Below are 13,924 nucleotides of genomic sequence, written 5' to 3'. Positions count from 1 at the left end.
TCGGGCGGCGCAATCATGCGCCGCCGCGACGGGTTGCGATTGTTGAAGCGGGGTTGCTGGAGCCGCTACATGGCGGCGACGTCTGCGATCGACTCCGATATCGCGGCGAGCACCGTCTCGATGTCGGCATCGGTCATGGGGGTCGACAGGGCGATCAGGCCGTAGCCGGCCGCGAGTACGCCGCGGTCCAGCAATGCGCGATTGAAGCGGGCCATCCGGGCCGTCTCCTCCGAGCCTGCATAGGCGCTGCGGTAGTCCCGCACTGGCCTGTCGGTGAAATGGATCTTGGCGAGCGAGCCCATGCCGACGGCGCGGCCCGGCACGCCGTGACGGGAAAACGCCTCGTCGGTACCCGAGCGCAGCCGGTCGCCGATCGCGTCGAGACGCGCGAACGCCGCTTCGTCGAGCAGCTCCATCGCGGCAAGGCCGGCCCTCATCGTTACCGGGTTGGCGGAGAAGGTGCCGCCATGCGGCAGGGCCGGCTTGCCCTCCGTCGGATCGAAGACCGCCATGAACGCGGCGCCGCCGGCGACGGCCCCGGCCGGAAAGCCGCCGCCGATGATCTTGCCGAGCGTGGTCAGGTCCGGGTCAATTCCCCAGAGCCCCTGGGCGCCGTGGAAGCCGAGCCGGAAGGTGATGACCTCATCGAATATCAGGAGGGCGCCGACCTCGCGCGAGACCTCGCGCAAAGCCTGGAGATAGGCCTTGTCGGCCGGGACAAGGCCGGCGCGGTTGGGCATGGGATCGACCAGGATACAGGCGAGTTCGCTGCCGTGCTCCCGGATCAGGCTGACCGCCGCGTCGATATCGTTGAAGGGGATGGTGAGCGTGTCCGCCAGGACGTTGGCCGGAGTGCCCTTAGCATAGGCGACCGAGACCGGGGCATTGCCTCCCCAGTCGGCGGGCGACGGGTCGAGGCTCACTTCGGCATAGTCGTAGGAGCCGTGATAGGCGCCCTCACATTTGGCGATCTTCGGCCGCCCGGTATAGGCGCGCGCCGCCTTGAGCGCCATCATCACGGCCTCGGAGCCGGAGTTGCAGAAGCGGACATGGTCGACGCTGGGCAGCCGCGAGGCAATGAGCTCGGCGAGCAGGATTTCCGATTCCGTCGGCATTCCGAAGGCGGTGCCGAGCGCGATCTGCCGCGTCGCCGCCTCGACCAGCACCGGGTGTGCGTGGCCGTGGATCATGGCGGTGAAATTGTTGATGCAGTCGATGCGCACCACTCCGTCGACATCGACGACCCGGCAGCCCTCGCCGCGTGCGGCATAGAGCGGATGGGGCTTCATGAATACGGTAGTCCGGGTATTGCCTCCCGGCAGACTCTTCTGAGCCCGCGCATAGAGTTCTCGCGACCGGGAGGAGGGAAATGGATGCGTCATCGATCGTCTCCTTCAAACGTCTCGCTCAGCGGCCGAGATAGGCTTCACGGACGCGTGCATCCTGTTTCAGCTCGGCGGCGCTGCCTTCGAGTACGACGCGGCCGTTCTCGAGCACGTAGCCACGATCGGCCACGGCAAGCGCCAGAACGGTGTTCTGCTCGACGACGAGGATGGTCAGCCCCGCCGCTGCGATCTCCCTAATGCGCTCGTAGACCTCCTCCGCCAGGCGGGGAGCCAGGCCGAGCGAGGGTTCGTCGAGCAGCAAGAGTCGCGGTCGCGCCATCAGGGCGCGGCCGATCGCCAGCATTTGCTGCTCGCCACCAGAGAGCGACCAGCCAAGCTGGGTGCGCCGCTCCTTCAGCCGCGGGAACAGATCGAAGACCCGTTCGAGATCCTTTGCCGGCGACTGGCCCCAGCGGCGCCACGGCGTCGTGCCGAGAATGAGGTTCTCCTCGACCGTCAGGCCCGGGAAGATCCTGCGCCCCTCTGGCGCCTGCGCGATGCCGAGCCTGACGCGCTTCTCGCTCGCAAGCGTTCCGAGCGTTTGTCCGTCGAAGCGGATCGAGCCGGACCGGATCGGATTCAGTCCCGATATGCCGCGAAGCAGGGTTGTCTTCCCGGCCCCGTTTGCCCCGATCAGCGCGACGGTCTCGCCCGATCCGACATGCATCGAGATGCCGTGCAGAGCGACGCTGCCGCCATAGGCGACGACGAGATTGTCAGTCGCGAGCATTGTTGTAGCCCTCGCCCAGATATGCCGAGAGAACGGCGGGATCGGATTGCACTTTCGCAGGCGTTCCCTCGGCGATGCGGCAGCCGAAATTGAGCACGAGGATGCGCTCGGCCAGCCGCATGACCATCCCCATGTTGTGCTCGATGAGGACGACGGCGAGTTCATGCTCGGCGCGCAGGGCGATGAGCCGTGCCATCAGCAGCTCGACCTCTCCGGAGTTGAGCCCGGCGGCCGGCTCGTCGAGCAACAGCACCCTCGGCCCGCAGGCCAGCGCCCGGCAGAGCTCCACCATGCGGCGCTGGCCGTAGGAGAGCGAGTCGATGGGTCGTTTCGCTTCATCCGCCAGTCCCATCCTGTCCAGCATGCCCAGCGAAGCCTCGCGCAGCTGGCTTTCGCTGCGGTCCGTGCGGATTGCGGCACCGGTCATGACGTTCTCGAGCACGGACAGGCGTGAGAAGAGACGGCCGTGCTGGAAGGTCCGGCCGAGCCCGGCGCGAATCCGGCCATGGGTGGGCGCTCTTGTGATGTCGCGCCCGTCGAACTGCACGTTGCCGGCACTAGGCAGAGTCAAGCCGGTCAGCACGTTGAGGAAGGTCGATTTGCCGGCGCCGTTGGGGCCGATCACGGCGACGAACTCTCCCGGCGCCACGGTGAAGTCGACTTCGGAGAGGGCCATCAGTCCGCCAAAGCGCTTGGAGATGGCGGTGGCTTGCAGCAGCGTCATGGTGTCCTCTCCACCTTGGCGCCCCAACCGAGCCTGCGCAGGCGGCCGGTGAGGCCGACTAGGCCGGTGGGCAGAAAGACCAGAATGGCGAGAAGCATCAGGCCAAAGAAGGCGAGATAGGCGTCGCCGAGAAACCGTAGCCACTCCGGCAGGAAGGTGAGCAGCGCGGCGCCGATCACCGCACCCGCAACAGCGCCCTCGCCCCCCACGATCAGCATCGCGAGGTAGATGATCGAGTGTGCGTAATTGAAGTCCTCCGGCGCGACGAAGCGGACATGCGCGGCGAACAAGGTGCCCGAAAGCGCGGCGAAGGCCGCCGACAGGCACAAAGCCGTGATCTTGACCCGGGTCACGTCGATGCCGGTCATCCGTGCCGCGGTTTCGTCGTCCCGCACCGCCATCATGGCGCGGCCGTGCCGTGACCGCTGAAGGGTGATCGCAAAGGCGGCGCAGAGCGCGAGCAGCACCAGGCCGAGCCAGAGGAAGCGCCGCTCATCGTTGAAGGCAAAGCCGCCCAGGCGAAGCTCGGGAATGCCGGAGATGCCGTTGGTGCCCCCCGTCAGCGTGATCCAGTTGGTCACGACGATGGTGAAGCTGACGTTCAGCCCGAGCGTCGCAAGGGCGAGATAATGCCCGCGCAGACGCAGCAACGGATAACCGATCATCCCGGCGAACACTGTCGTCACCAGGATCGCGACCGGGATCGCCAGCCAGGGCGACCATCCAAGCGCTGTGGTCAGGATCGCCAGGGTGTAGGCCCCGAGCCCGACAAAGGCCGCGTGGCCGAGGGAGATCAGTCCCGCCAGGCCGAACGCGAAATTAAAGCCGATCACGGCGATCGCCGAAATGACCGAGACGTTCAGCAGCCGCAGCCTGTAGTCGGCCAGCACCAGGGAGAGGAGGCCACCGAGCACGACGATGGCCGCCGCGATGATAAGACTGTCATATCGGCGCACGGGATTAGCCCCTGTCCTGGATGCGTTCGCCGAACACGCCTTGTGGGCGCACCAGCAGGAACAGAATCATGACGACGAAGGCGATCAGATCCTTATACGCGGAGGAGAGATAGGAGGCCCCGAGCAGCTCGGTCAGGCCGACGAAGAGGCCGCCGGCGATCGCCCCGGGCAGGCTGCCGAAGCCGCCGATGATCGTCGCCGCGAAGGCTTTGAGCGCAATCGGATCGCCCATGTTGACGTCTGCGAACCACATCGGTCCAAGCAGCAGCCCGGCGATGCCGGCGAGCACAGCCGCGAGGATCCAGGATAGGGCCAGCAGCAAATTTACGTTCAGTCCCATCAGCCGGGCAGCCTCGGCATCCTGCGCGACAGCACGCATGCCGATCCCGAGCGCCGTGCGATAGAACAACAGCCAGATCAGGCCGACGAGCAGCCCGGTCACCACCACGACCATTGCGGCATGAGCCGTGATCGCGGCGCCGGCAATGTCGATCGTGACGCCCTCGAGCGGTGATGCCAGCCGAAACGGCCACGACCCGAAGCCGAGCAGCGCCGCATTCTGCATGACGATTCCGACGGCGACCGTCCCGATGATCACGGTGACGACGGGGCTCGTCCGCAAGGGCAGGTAGACGATAGCGAAGAACAAGGCGCCGAATGCGGCCATCGCGAGCAGCGCCGCGGCGTAGCCGACCGGCCAGGGCAGGCCGGCATTGGCGAGCATGGCAACGCCGGCGAAGGTACCGAACATCACGAATTGCCCGGCCGCGAAGTTCACCACACCCGTGGCGGAATAGACGATGACGAAGCCGATCGCCGCGAGCGCATACACGCTGCCGAGCGCCAGCCCGTTGACAAACAATTGGATGAAGTCGGCCATGATCCGCTCGCGGTCTCGATCGATCTTCGCGACTGCCAGCGAGGGCTCGCAGCAGCGATTTCGGGAAGCCGGGCCGGCCAGACGCACAAGGCTGACTGGACCGGCCTTGCCATTGCGGGGTCAGTCGAGCTTGACCGCCTTGACGAGCTCAAGCGTCTTGGTGCCCGGCTTGGCCTTGACGATGGCGAGGTCGTTCACACCATTGCCCTTCGCGTCGAAGTTGTAGACGTGACCAATCCCCGGCCAGCCCTGCAGCTTCGCCAGCCAGTCTCGCAGCGCCTTGGGATCGAGTCCGACTTTCCGCATGCCTTCGGCCATGATCAAGGCGCCGTCGTAATAGGCGAGACCATAAGGATCCGGATCGATTCCGAAGGCTTTCTTGTAGCGCTCGACGAAATCCTTCATGCGCCCCCCGACGCTGGGGTCCATATAGGCGTCCACCACGCCCCAAACATTCTCCAGGTCCGCCGGCGAGATCAGCTGCAGCGCGGCGGGAACGAGTGCTGCCGAAGAGGTCACCAGCGGCATCTTCAGACCCAGCATCTTGGCCTGCCGCAGGAGGAGGGCGCCGTCCTGAGGATAGTTGAACAGCAGGATGACGTCGGCGCCCTTGCCGCGCAGGCTGAGCATCTGGGCGGAGAAGTCCTTGTCGTTCTGACCATAAGCTTCCATGCCGACGACCGGCGTTCCGGCGGCCTCGAACTGCTTGGCGGCAATCTGCGCGCCACCCTGGCCGAAATCATTCTGAATGAAGATGATTCCCGGCTTCTTCGCATTGAGAAGCTTCGCCGCCTCGACCATGCCGCGTGCCGAAACCGCATCGGCCGGCCGCACCCGGAACAGCCACTCGTTGCCGCCCTCGGCAACCACGTCGGCCCCGCCGGCATACATGGCCGGCACGCCGATCTTCTTGAGTTCGGGCGACGTGGCGAGGTTCTGTGTCGAGTAGCTCGACAGGAAATAGAAGGAAGGCTTGGTCTCCTGCGCCAACTTCATGAAGGCGTTGACAGCCGTACTGTTCGAGGCCTGCGTGTCTTCGAACACGAGCTTGATCTTGCGGCCATTCACGCCGCCCGCAGCATTGATGTCCTGCTCGGCCAGCTGCAGCGCATTATGATACTGCTTCCCGGTCAGCGACAGCGGTCCAGTGATCGGAACGGTGGCACCCACCACGATGTCGCCCTGCTGAGCCCAGGCTGGTCCTGCGCCTGCCGGAACGACACTCGCGGCCAGCGCGAGCCGCAGAAACCCCTTCCTCGTCATCGTCATCGCTCGTCCCCTCTGACATCGCGTTGGATGCGCCTTGCGCGGGCCGGGTCGCCCCAGTTTTCGCCGCGCAGCTTGCTTGACTAGTTCCGATTTTCGGAATATCATCCCGTAAATCGATATGAGCGTAGAAGCGCTCCCCGACCCTGTCAACCGGGTTCGGTGATGGAGGTTCAGTTGACTGATCAGACGGACCCGGACAGCCCGCTGGAACGCTATCTTAGGCTGCTGGAGATCATTGCGGCCTTCCCGAGCCAGCTTGCGCTCGCGGACGTGGCTGCTCTGTCCGATCTGCCCAAGACGACCGCACACAGGTTGTTGAAAGGACTGGTCAAGGCCGAGCTCGCCACAGGCGGGCAAGGCGGGCGCGCTTATTCCGTCGGGCCGCGGCTTTCGCGCATCCTTCATGCAACGGCCGATGATGGCTGGCTCGAGGTGCTGGTGCGCCCAATTCTTGCTGCGCTCGCCGACGATTCAGGCGAGGCCTGCTATCTCACAAAGCTTGTGGGCAGCCGTGTCCTGGTGGCCGTGTCGCAGGCTCCCGAGGTACGCTGGCGCAGCTACGTCCAACCCGGCATCGAGATGCCCCCGCATGCTGCGGCGACCGGCAAGGCTATTATTGCCTATCAGGACGAGGCTTTGATCCGCCAAGCCCTCGCTGTGGAGCTGCCTAAGCTCACTGTGAATACCCGAAGCGACGAGGCTTGGATCAGGGAGGAATTCGCACGCGTTCGCGATCGCGGCTATGCCACTTGTATCGGCGAGATCGATGAAGGCTTGGCGGCGATCGCGGTACCAGTCCGCCAGAGCGACGGTCTCGTTCTCTATTCGGTCGGCATGACCGGTCCGCTACAACGGATCATGGGTGACAAGCTGCCGCAACATCTCGCCGCACTGGCTGACGCCAGCAGAGCTTTGGCGAACAAGTTATCAATAGGAACAAAAATGTATCGGGCCGATGTTTCTACCTCTGAATGAGCTTCCTTTGAGATGTCGAAACGCGCCACGACCGGACATTCAGTAACCGCCCGGAAGCAGACATTACCCCGCCTGCACAAGGCGATGAAGCGCCTGGCTGCGCCGTCATATGACTCCGCACCTAACGTTTGCCACTTAACGAGGACTCGCCGCACTCGCGATCGGCGGCTTTAGGCGGCCGGCATGAAAAGCCGCGCATCCGGCGGCGCTTCTGTACCTGCAAAATCAATCACCGCTGCCCCTAAGCCCGAAAGAGCGTCCCCCTCTCAAGGCAGTCGCAGAGCTCCTGATAGACGCCGCAGATCCGCTCCATCGAGGGGCAGTCTCCCAACGCCTTTTCAAGCCGCGTCGCCAATGTCCCAGCCCGAAGGGGCGCACAAGCCTCAACCTCGCTTCCCGCCAGCGATAGGCACCAGATCGCTCTGGCGCTGCTCGCCGACCCGCTCCCGAGCATGTCGAGATAATCCGGCGCGGTGATGATGGCCTCCTCGCCCTTGACCATGCAGTCACCGAGAATCCGGACCAGCGTCTCCGTTGCGATGGAAACCCGCAACAACCGCTCATCGTCGTAAAGACGTCTGACGACGCCGACGATCGCCTGCGCCACCGCAAGGTCGGCCGCCACACTCTCCTGCGTGTCGGTCAAACGGATTTCGACGGCATTGCGGTCGAAGCGCGGAATCGCTCCGCGGGAATTGAGCCAGGGATGACGCAACACGCCCTCCCGATCGGCGTCCGCAAGGCTGTCATAGAGGGGATCGAGTATTTGCGCGTGGTACTGCGCCGGCGTCGCGATGCGCGGCGGAATGATATCGCCGGCGACCAACGGATATTCCTTCGCGTTGTCGCGATAGGCGATCAGCCGATAATCCTTCGCCCCGGCCAATCGCCCCTCGATCACAGGGGAACTCGCCGCCAGCGCTGGAATGATGGGCAATACCAAGCGGACGGCCTCATGCAGCCGCGCGAACTCTTCGTCATCGGCAAAGGGGAGGTTGATGTGAATGCTCTGCAGATTGGCGAAGCCATGCGCGGAGGTTTCGAATATGCGTCGGTACGCTGCATAGATCCCGTGGGGGTCATCGACCCAGGGTCGCGCGTCTCGCGGGTTCAACAGCGGATGCATCGCGCCCGGCATCAGCTGCGCTCCATGGTCACGCAACATCCGGTTCATCGCCGCGATTGCGCTCTGCGCCGGCTGCACTAGACCGGCCAGGCTATGGGGCGGCTCCGTCGTCTTAAGCTCGAGGACGTGAGCGGTGAATTCGTTCGACCAGGCGAGACCCATAGGCGCACGCGCCGTCTGCAGGACCCAATCTGCGATCGGCAGGCAGGCCAAATCGTCCCGGGCGACGATCGCATATTCGATCTCGATACCCACCCGCTCGAAAGCCCGGTAAATCGTCACCGCCCCGCTCCAAACGCCCGGCGCGCAATCGTCCCGATGACGGCCTCGTAAAGCTCCGGCCCGGCCACGCCATCCTCATGACCCGCATCCACATTCGGATTGTCGTTCACCTCGATCACCACGCATCGTTCGTCGAGATCCTTCACGTCGACACCGTAAAAGCCGTCGCCAATTGCATCGCCCGCAAGCCTCGCAGAAGCGAGGACCGCGGCCGGCACATCGCCCAACGCAACAGCCTCGGTTCGGCCCTCGCAATATTCCGGGGTGCCGGCGTCTCGCACGACCTGCCAATGGCCGGGCACCATATGGTAGCGGCACGCGAAGATCGCCTGTCGGTCAACCAGTCCTATTCGCCAGTCGAAGCCGGTCGGCAGAAACTCTTGCGCGATCAGGGCTGGCGTATGCGCCAGAAGTGCCGTTACCAGCTCGACCAATTCGGCTTCGCTTGCCACGCAATGCACACCACGCGAGAATGAGCTCTCCGGTTCCTTGATGACACAGGGCAGGCCCAGCAGCGCAGGGACGATGGGAAGCGTTTCGCGGGTCAGCACCAGCGTTTTGGGGGTCGGTACGCCATGGGCTTCAAATAGTTTGGCCTGGCGGAGTTTCGAGCTGCAGCCCTGCATCGATACTGGATCGTCGACCAGCGCGATCCCCAGCTCCGCAGCCCGTTGTGCGAACGCGAATGTGTAGTTGTCGATCCGCGTGTGATCCCGGATTAGCAGCCCGTCGAACTGCTCCAAGCGAGGAAGGTCGGCCGCGGTGATGAGTTCCGCCTCGATCCCCATGCCTTCCGCCGCGCGTACGAACAATGCGAGCGCCGCGTCATTTGAGGGGGCAAGCGATCGCCCTGGCGTCCGCAAAAGCGCGAACTTCAGTCGCGCCCGTTTTGCCGGGCGCGACGCTTGTTGACCCAGCCGTGCCCGCGTTGCGTTCATCGGCAGGGGATGTAGTGGCAATCTCTCACTATTCCCTGAAGCCGAGACCGCAGCATCCCGGCAGATGAGACAACGAACACATCAAATGCCTAGAAGCGCCACGTCCGGACACCGGGCGCCCGCCCGAAACCGGACGTTTGATTCCGCACCAGCGTTTCATTTGGGCGGCCGCAAGCATTGCGATTTTACACCTACGCTCATCCTCGCCTGGCCATGGTTGGGTCAGCCGAGAGACAGGTGGTAGCTAGTAGCCAGAACCATGCGCAGTTCGGCCCAATCCGCGTGAGCGAGGCGCGGAATCTCAGCGGCCGCACGATACGGCGCCTTCAGGCCCGTTGATGTGGAGATGTGAACAAGAGGGCCGGTCGGCAGTAGTCCTTGCTGGGCAGCGTTGCGCAACGCTGCCAGGCCCGCTGCCGAAGCCGGCTCGCTCCATAGACCGTCGCGTGCAAGCGCAGCCTGGGCATCGGCAGTATTCTGATCATGGACCGCAACGGCGAACCCCTTCGATCGCCGCAGTGCGGCTATTCCGCGGAAACTGACACGCGCGGATCCGATGCCATGGGCGATAGTATTCTTTGGCACCAGGGCGCTGGGCGAGCCGCTGTTGCAGAACCGGCCCAGCGCAGCGGAGCCCTCGGGTTCCGCTGCGATCAGAATCGGCTCCCCCTCTGCTAAGCCCAGCGCCTTGAGTTCGGCGAAACCCTTGCCGATCCCGAACAGTAGCTCACCATAGCTGGTCGGAACCGACACTGCGGCAGGCACCCGACCAAGCTCCAGAAAAAGTTCATAAGCGATGGTCTTGTAGCCTTCGGGGCCGAATGGGTGGCCGGTATGGGTCGGCGCCGTATTGCCGATCAGATACCAGCCGGGCTGGCGCGACAGGATGTCAAGGAGCGGCCAGCGAGCGGCGCGCGGCATGGCGATCACGGCGGCACCATAGGCGCGCATCTGCCGTGCATGCGGCAGCGAAACCCCGTCGTCGCAGAGTACGATACATTTCAACCCGGCGCGGGCGGAATAGGCGGCGGCGGAGGCGCCATGATTTCCGGATGAGGAGATGACCGTGCCGATCGCGCCGGCCGCCGCAGCGGCGCTGATGGTGCAAAGGCTCAGCCGGTCCTTATGGCTCCAGCTTGGATTGGCGCTCTCGTCCTTGACGAGAAGGTCCGGCAGGCCGGCCCAGGCGGCGGCTTGGCGTGCCGCGACCAACGGTGTCCCGCCCTCGCCACAGGACAGGCCCGGCAGGAGAGGGGGGAGCAGCGGAGCCCAACGTTCCAGACCACTGCCGAAGCGCGGCGCGAAGAAGCTTTCCGGAAGCCCCTCATAAGCGTAGCCGACCTCGTAGGGATAATGGAACGGCTCGTCGCCGGCCTCGTCGACATGGGCGACGAACGGTGCCGCCTGCGGATAGAGCGGGCGCCGATCGCGATCGAACATCGAGATCAGGGCGTCGGCCAAGGATGGCGATGTGGTGACCCAGGACGGCAGAGCAGCCTCCGGGCCACGATCAGCAAAGCAGTTCATATTCGGTTCAGCGCAGCGGCAAGGCGTAGATTTGGCCGCCGCGCGTCCAGAGATCGTTCTGGCCGCGGTCGAGGCCAATGCGCGAGTCCTTGCCGAGATTGCGCTCGAAGATCTCGCCATAGTTGCCGACTGCAGCGATCATCCGCAGGGCCCAGCGCTCGTCGAGTCCAAGCGCCTTGCCGAGGCCCGGCTCGCTGCCAAGCAGACGCTTGACGGCCGGCGGACCTTTCGCGGCGAGCTCGGCGGCATTGGCGGAAGTGACACCCATCTCCTCGGCTTCCATCAATGCGAAGATTGCCCAGCGGACGACGTCATAGAACTGCTCGTCGCCCTTGCGGATCGCCAGTGCGGTCGGCTCCTTCGACAGGCGCTCGGGCAGCAGGACGTAATCGTCGGGTCGCTCGGCCTTGAGCCGCATCCCGATCAGCGGTGTCGAGTCGTTGCTGTAGGCGTCACAGCGACCCGAGAAGAAGGCGTCCTCGACCGCATCGAGCGTCGCGACCGACACCGGCGAGAAGGTCATGCCGTGCGTGCGGAAATATTCGGAGAGGTTGAGCTCGGAGGTGCTGCCCTGCTGCACGCAGATGGTCGCGCCACTGAGTTGCCTGGCGCTGGAAACGTTCAGCTTGCGCGCGACGATGATCGCCTGGCCGTCATAGAACCAGACCGGCGCAAAGCGCAGGCCGAGTTGGGCCTCGCGGGTCAGGGTCACGGTGGCCGTGCGCGAGAGGACGTCAATCTCCCCGCTCTGCAAGGCGGTGAAGCGCGTCACGGTGGTCGTCGGCACGAAATCGACCTTGGTCGCATCGCCAAGCACGGCGGCCGCGATGGCGCGGCAGAGATCGGCATAGATGCCGGTCCACTTGCCCTCGCGGTCCGGCATGGTGATGCCGGGCGTGCCTTCGGAGGTGCCGCATTTGAGGACGCCGCGTTGCTTCAAGCCGTCGAGATGCGGCCCGGCGACGGCGGGCGGGAGAAAGAAAAGCAGCAGACCGGCCGCAAGTGCCGTTGTCTTGAGAAATGCCGTGATCATTTGCCCCTCCATTCTTGCTTGCTTGGGTCGAGGCTAGGCAGGGCGATCCTATGCGTCCAATATCGAATTCATGTCGCTTGATAACGAGAGCTGATAGGCATGCAACATCGCCAGCTCGAAGCCTTCGCCGCCGTTATGACCAGCGGCAGCGCATCGCGTGCGGCCGAACTGCTCGGCGTGACCCAGCCGGCGATCAGCCGCTGCATCGCCGAGCTCGAGCGCGAGCTCGGGTTCAGTCTGTTCGATCGGATTCGCAGCCGCATGGTTCCGACCTTCGAGGGGCGGATGTTCTTCCGCGAGGTCGACAGCCATTTCCTGGCGATGGCGAAACTGGAAGCCGCCGCTGCCCGGATCCGGGAGTTCGGAGCCGGCGAACTCAAGGTCGCAAGCCTGCATTCGCTCGGAGGCCGGCTGGTACCGAAGGCCCTGGCATCGTTCCAGAAGGCGTTCCCCCGCATCAATGTGACCCTGCAGGTGCAATCCTCCAGCCAGGTCCGGGATCTCGTGGCATCCGGGCAGTTCGATATCGGACTGTGCTCGGAAGAGGTCGATCTCAACGGCGTCGAGCATCAGCACTTCGCCGACTATCGGATGGTCGCCGTGATTCCGCGAGACCACCCTCTCGCGGTGCGGGTGGTGATCCGGCCGGAAGATCTGCACGATCAGCCATTCTTGCAGCTCGACTTCGACGAACGCCTTTCGCGCGGCTTGCAGGACGCCTTCGCAACCGCGCAGGCAAAGCCGCGCGTCGTCGTGGACGTCGAATATTCCGCCACCGCCTGCGCGCTCGCTGCGGAGGGAGCAGGGATCGGGCTGATCAATCCCGCAGCGATCATTGGGCTCGACCGCTCAGGGGTCAGGGTATTGCGCTTCGAGCCGGCCTTGCATTTCCGTAAGCATCTCGTTTTCCCGCCGGGGCGCCCGCGGCCGCAACTCGTCCGCGACTTCCTAGGTGTGTTGGCGGAGGTGAGAAACCGATTTGCCCTCCAACTCGACAACGCATGAGAAGCGCCACAAGCGGACTCTGACTCTTTGCCCGAAAGCGGACGCTAGCAGCTTTGAGGCGCGATGCAGGCTCCCGCCCCATCCGAGACGTTGTCCAGTTACGGGATCAGCTCATTCGACGAGCGAGCCATCTAGCTGAGCGTACCGGATACACGCTCAGCGAGGAGGCGGTAATGTGCCATCTGGCCTGCCGCCCAGGTCTCGAACTCGGATAAAAAGCCTGCGGACACGGTAGCTCTGCGACCACCGCGGTCGACGGTGAAACAGCCACGTCGTTCCGCGTTCGCGAGGATGTTGCCGACATGCTGCCGGGAGACGCGAAAGCGCTCGGCCAGTGCGCGATAAGAGAGAGGCGCAGGCGCAGCGAGGCCCGCGAGCGCAGAATAATGTGCGGCAAGAACGGCAGACAGAACCGGGTATCCGCAATCCTGCCCGGTGAACTCGACCACATCAGAGAAGGGGGCGAAGTAGAGGTCCTCCTGCAAAAACATCTCGTAGGAGGCCCCGAGCCAATCCGCCAGCCCGGCGGCATCCAGCCGAAGCTTCGCCGCCATTGGCGAGCCCGCCGGATCCAAGCGTTCGCAGGCGTCGAGAAAAGCCAGGGGTGAGCGCCCGATCTCCTGGAGCAGCGTCATCGCGGGGCTCAACCGCAAAGCTCGGTCGTCTCCTGCGAGCCGACTCGCGACGACATAGCCGCTCAGCTTGAGCGTCCCGACCAGCTCCGCGATTTGCCGCGTGCTGGCTGGTGCGATGCGCTGGAGCGCGGCCAGCGTCGGCGCCTCGCCACCCCCCCGGCGCCAGCGCGCATCGAGGCCGATCAGAGAAAAGGAGACAAGGTAGCGCAGCCTCTGGCCGAAGAATTTGTCCGCTGGCCACGACAGGTCCGGCCGCTGGATCATCGCAGCGCAATATGAGCCCAAAGCCTCGCGAAAGCCGCTGCGGCGGATCAGACTGGCAGCATAGGGCCATGGACCCTTGTCGACATGGGCTGCGATTGCGCGGTCGAGCATGCCGGCGCGGATCGCCGGGTCCGAGACATCATGCATGGCCGGATGCCTGCAGATTTTGGACTTTGCGAGGTGAGGTCGGCATGG

General features: G+C 64.5%; 13 protein-coding genes. 2 read left to right on the top strand and 11 right to left on the bottom strand.

What is annotated here, in order from left to right; genetic code table 11:
* Positions 1–65 precede the first annotated feature (65 nt).
* The 6 genes from ASE66_RS29685 to ASE66_RS29660 form a co-directional block, all read right to left on the bottom strand.
* The gene (locus tag ASE66_RS29685; protein ID WP_244495114.1) at positions 66–1,289 is read right to left on the bottom strand and encodes an aspartate aminotransferase family protein; all 1,224 of its coding nucleotides are present in this window, start codon (positions 1,287–1,289) and stop codon (positions 66–68) included.
* A gap of 118 nt (positions 1,290–1,407) precedes the next feature.
* Positions 1,408–2,115 carry an ABC transporter ATP-binding protein gene (locus ASE66_RS29680; protein WP_057193589.1) on the bottom strand — a complete coding sequence of 236 codons (708 nt, stop codon included), beginning with the start codon at positions 2,113–2,115 and terminating at the stop codon, positions 1,408–1,410.
* Positions 2,102–2,839, bottom strand: a complete 738-nt coding sequence (locus ASE66_RS29675) for an ABC transporter ATP-binding protein (RefSeq protein ID WP_057193588.1) — start codon at positions 2,837–2,839, stop codon at positions 2,102–2,104. Before ASE66_RS29675 ends, ASE66_RS29680 begins: the two co-directional genes overlap by 14 nt.
* On the bottom strand, positions 2,836–3,795 hold the full coding sequence (locus ASE66_RS29670) for a branched-chain amino acid ABC transporter permease (RefSeq protein WP_057193587.1): 960 nt from the start codon (positions 3,793–3,795) through the stop codon (positions 2,836–2,838). The genes ASE66_RS29675 and ASE66_RS29670 overlap by 4 nt, the downstream gene beginning before the upstream one ends.
* A gap of 4 nt (positions 3,796–3,799) precedes the next feature.
* Entirely contained in the window at positions 3,800–4,675 is an 876-nt protein-coding gene (locus ASE66_RS29665) for a branched-chain amino acid ABC transporter permease (protein WP_057193586.1), read from the bottom strand.
* 120 nt (positions 4,676–4,795) lie between these two features.
* Complete coding sequence (locus tag ASE66_RS29660; RefSeq protein ID WP_082613855.1) at positions 4,796–6,049, bottom strand: ABC transporter substrate-binding protein; 1,254 nt, start codon at positions 6,047–6,049, stop codon at positions 4,796–4,798.
* Between the two features lie 69 nt (positions 6,050–6,118).
* Here ASE66_RS29660 and ASE66_RS29655 point away from each other — a divergent pair, with 69 nt between their 5' ends.
* A complete protein-coding gene (locus tag ASE66_RS29655; protein WP_162262555.1) occupies positions 6,119–6,919 on the top strand; it encodes an IclR family transcriptional regulator in 801 nt (266 codons plus the stop codon).
* A gap of 241 nt (positions 6,920–7,160) precedes the next feature.
* Here the strand turns inward: ASE66_RS29655 and ASE66_RS29650 are convergent, their stop codons facing one another.
* The 4 genes from ASE66_RS29650 to ASE66_RS29635 form a co-directional block, all read right to left on the bottom strand.
* Positions 7,161–8,327, bottom strand: a complete 1,167-nt coding sequence (locus ASE66_RS29650) for a glutamate-cysteine ligase family protein (RefSeq protein WP_057193583.1) — start codon at positions 8,325–8,327, stop codon at positions 7,161–7,163.
* The gene (locus ASE66_RS29645) at positions 8,324–9,115 is read right to left on the bottom strand and encodes an ATP-grasp domain-containing protein (protein ID WP_057193582.1); all 792 of its coding nucleotides are present in this window, start codon (positions 9,113–9,115) and stop codon (positions 8,324–8,326) included. The genes ASE66_RS29650 and ASE66_RS29645 overlap by 4 nt, the downstream gene beginning before the upstream one ends.
* Before the next feature lie 372 nt (positions 9,116–9,487).
* Positions 9,488–10,792: a threonine synthase gene (locus ASE66_RS29640; protein WP_210178655.1), complete on the bottom strand. Its 1,305-nt coding sequence runs from the start codon at positions 10,790–10,792 to the stop codon at positions 9,488–9,490.
* 7 nt (positions 10,793–10,799) lie between these two features.
* Entirely contained in the window at positions 10,800–11,825 is a 1,026-nt protein-coding gene (locus tag ASE66_RS29635; RefSeq protein ID WP_082613854.1) for an amino acid ABC transporter substrate-binding protein, read from the bottom strand.
* Between the two features lie 99 nt (positions 11,826–11,924).
* On the opposite strand from ASE66_RS29635, the gene ASE66_RS29630 reads away from it, so the two are divergent.
* Positions 11,925–12,830, top strand: a complete 906-nt coding sequence (locus ASE66_RS29630; RefSeq protein ID WP_057193581.1) for a LysR family transcriptional regulator — start codon at positions 11,925–11,927, stop codon at positions 12,828–12,830.
* A gap of 131 nt (positions 12,831–12,961) precedes the next feature.
* Here ASE66_RS29630 and ASE66_RS29625 read toward each other — a convergent pair whose 3' ends face one another.
* Positions 12,962–13,876: a hypothetical protein gene (locus tag ASE66_RS29625; protein ID WP_057193580.1), complete on the bottom strand. Its 915-nt coding sequence runs from the start codon at positions 13,874–13,876 to the stop codon at positions 12,962–12,964.
* Between the last annotated feature and the right edge of the window lie 48 nt (positions 13,877–13,924).

Origin of the sequence: Allobosea sp. Root483D1 (assembly GCF_001429505.1) — a bacterium.
GTDB lineage: Bacteria > Pseudomonadota > Alphaproteobacteria > Rhizobiales > Beijerinckiaceae > Allobosea.
The sequence above is the reverse complement of the archived record's forward strand: the minus strand, read 5'-3'. Positions and strand labels throughout refer to the sequence as shown.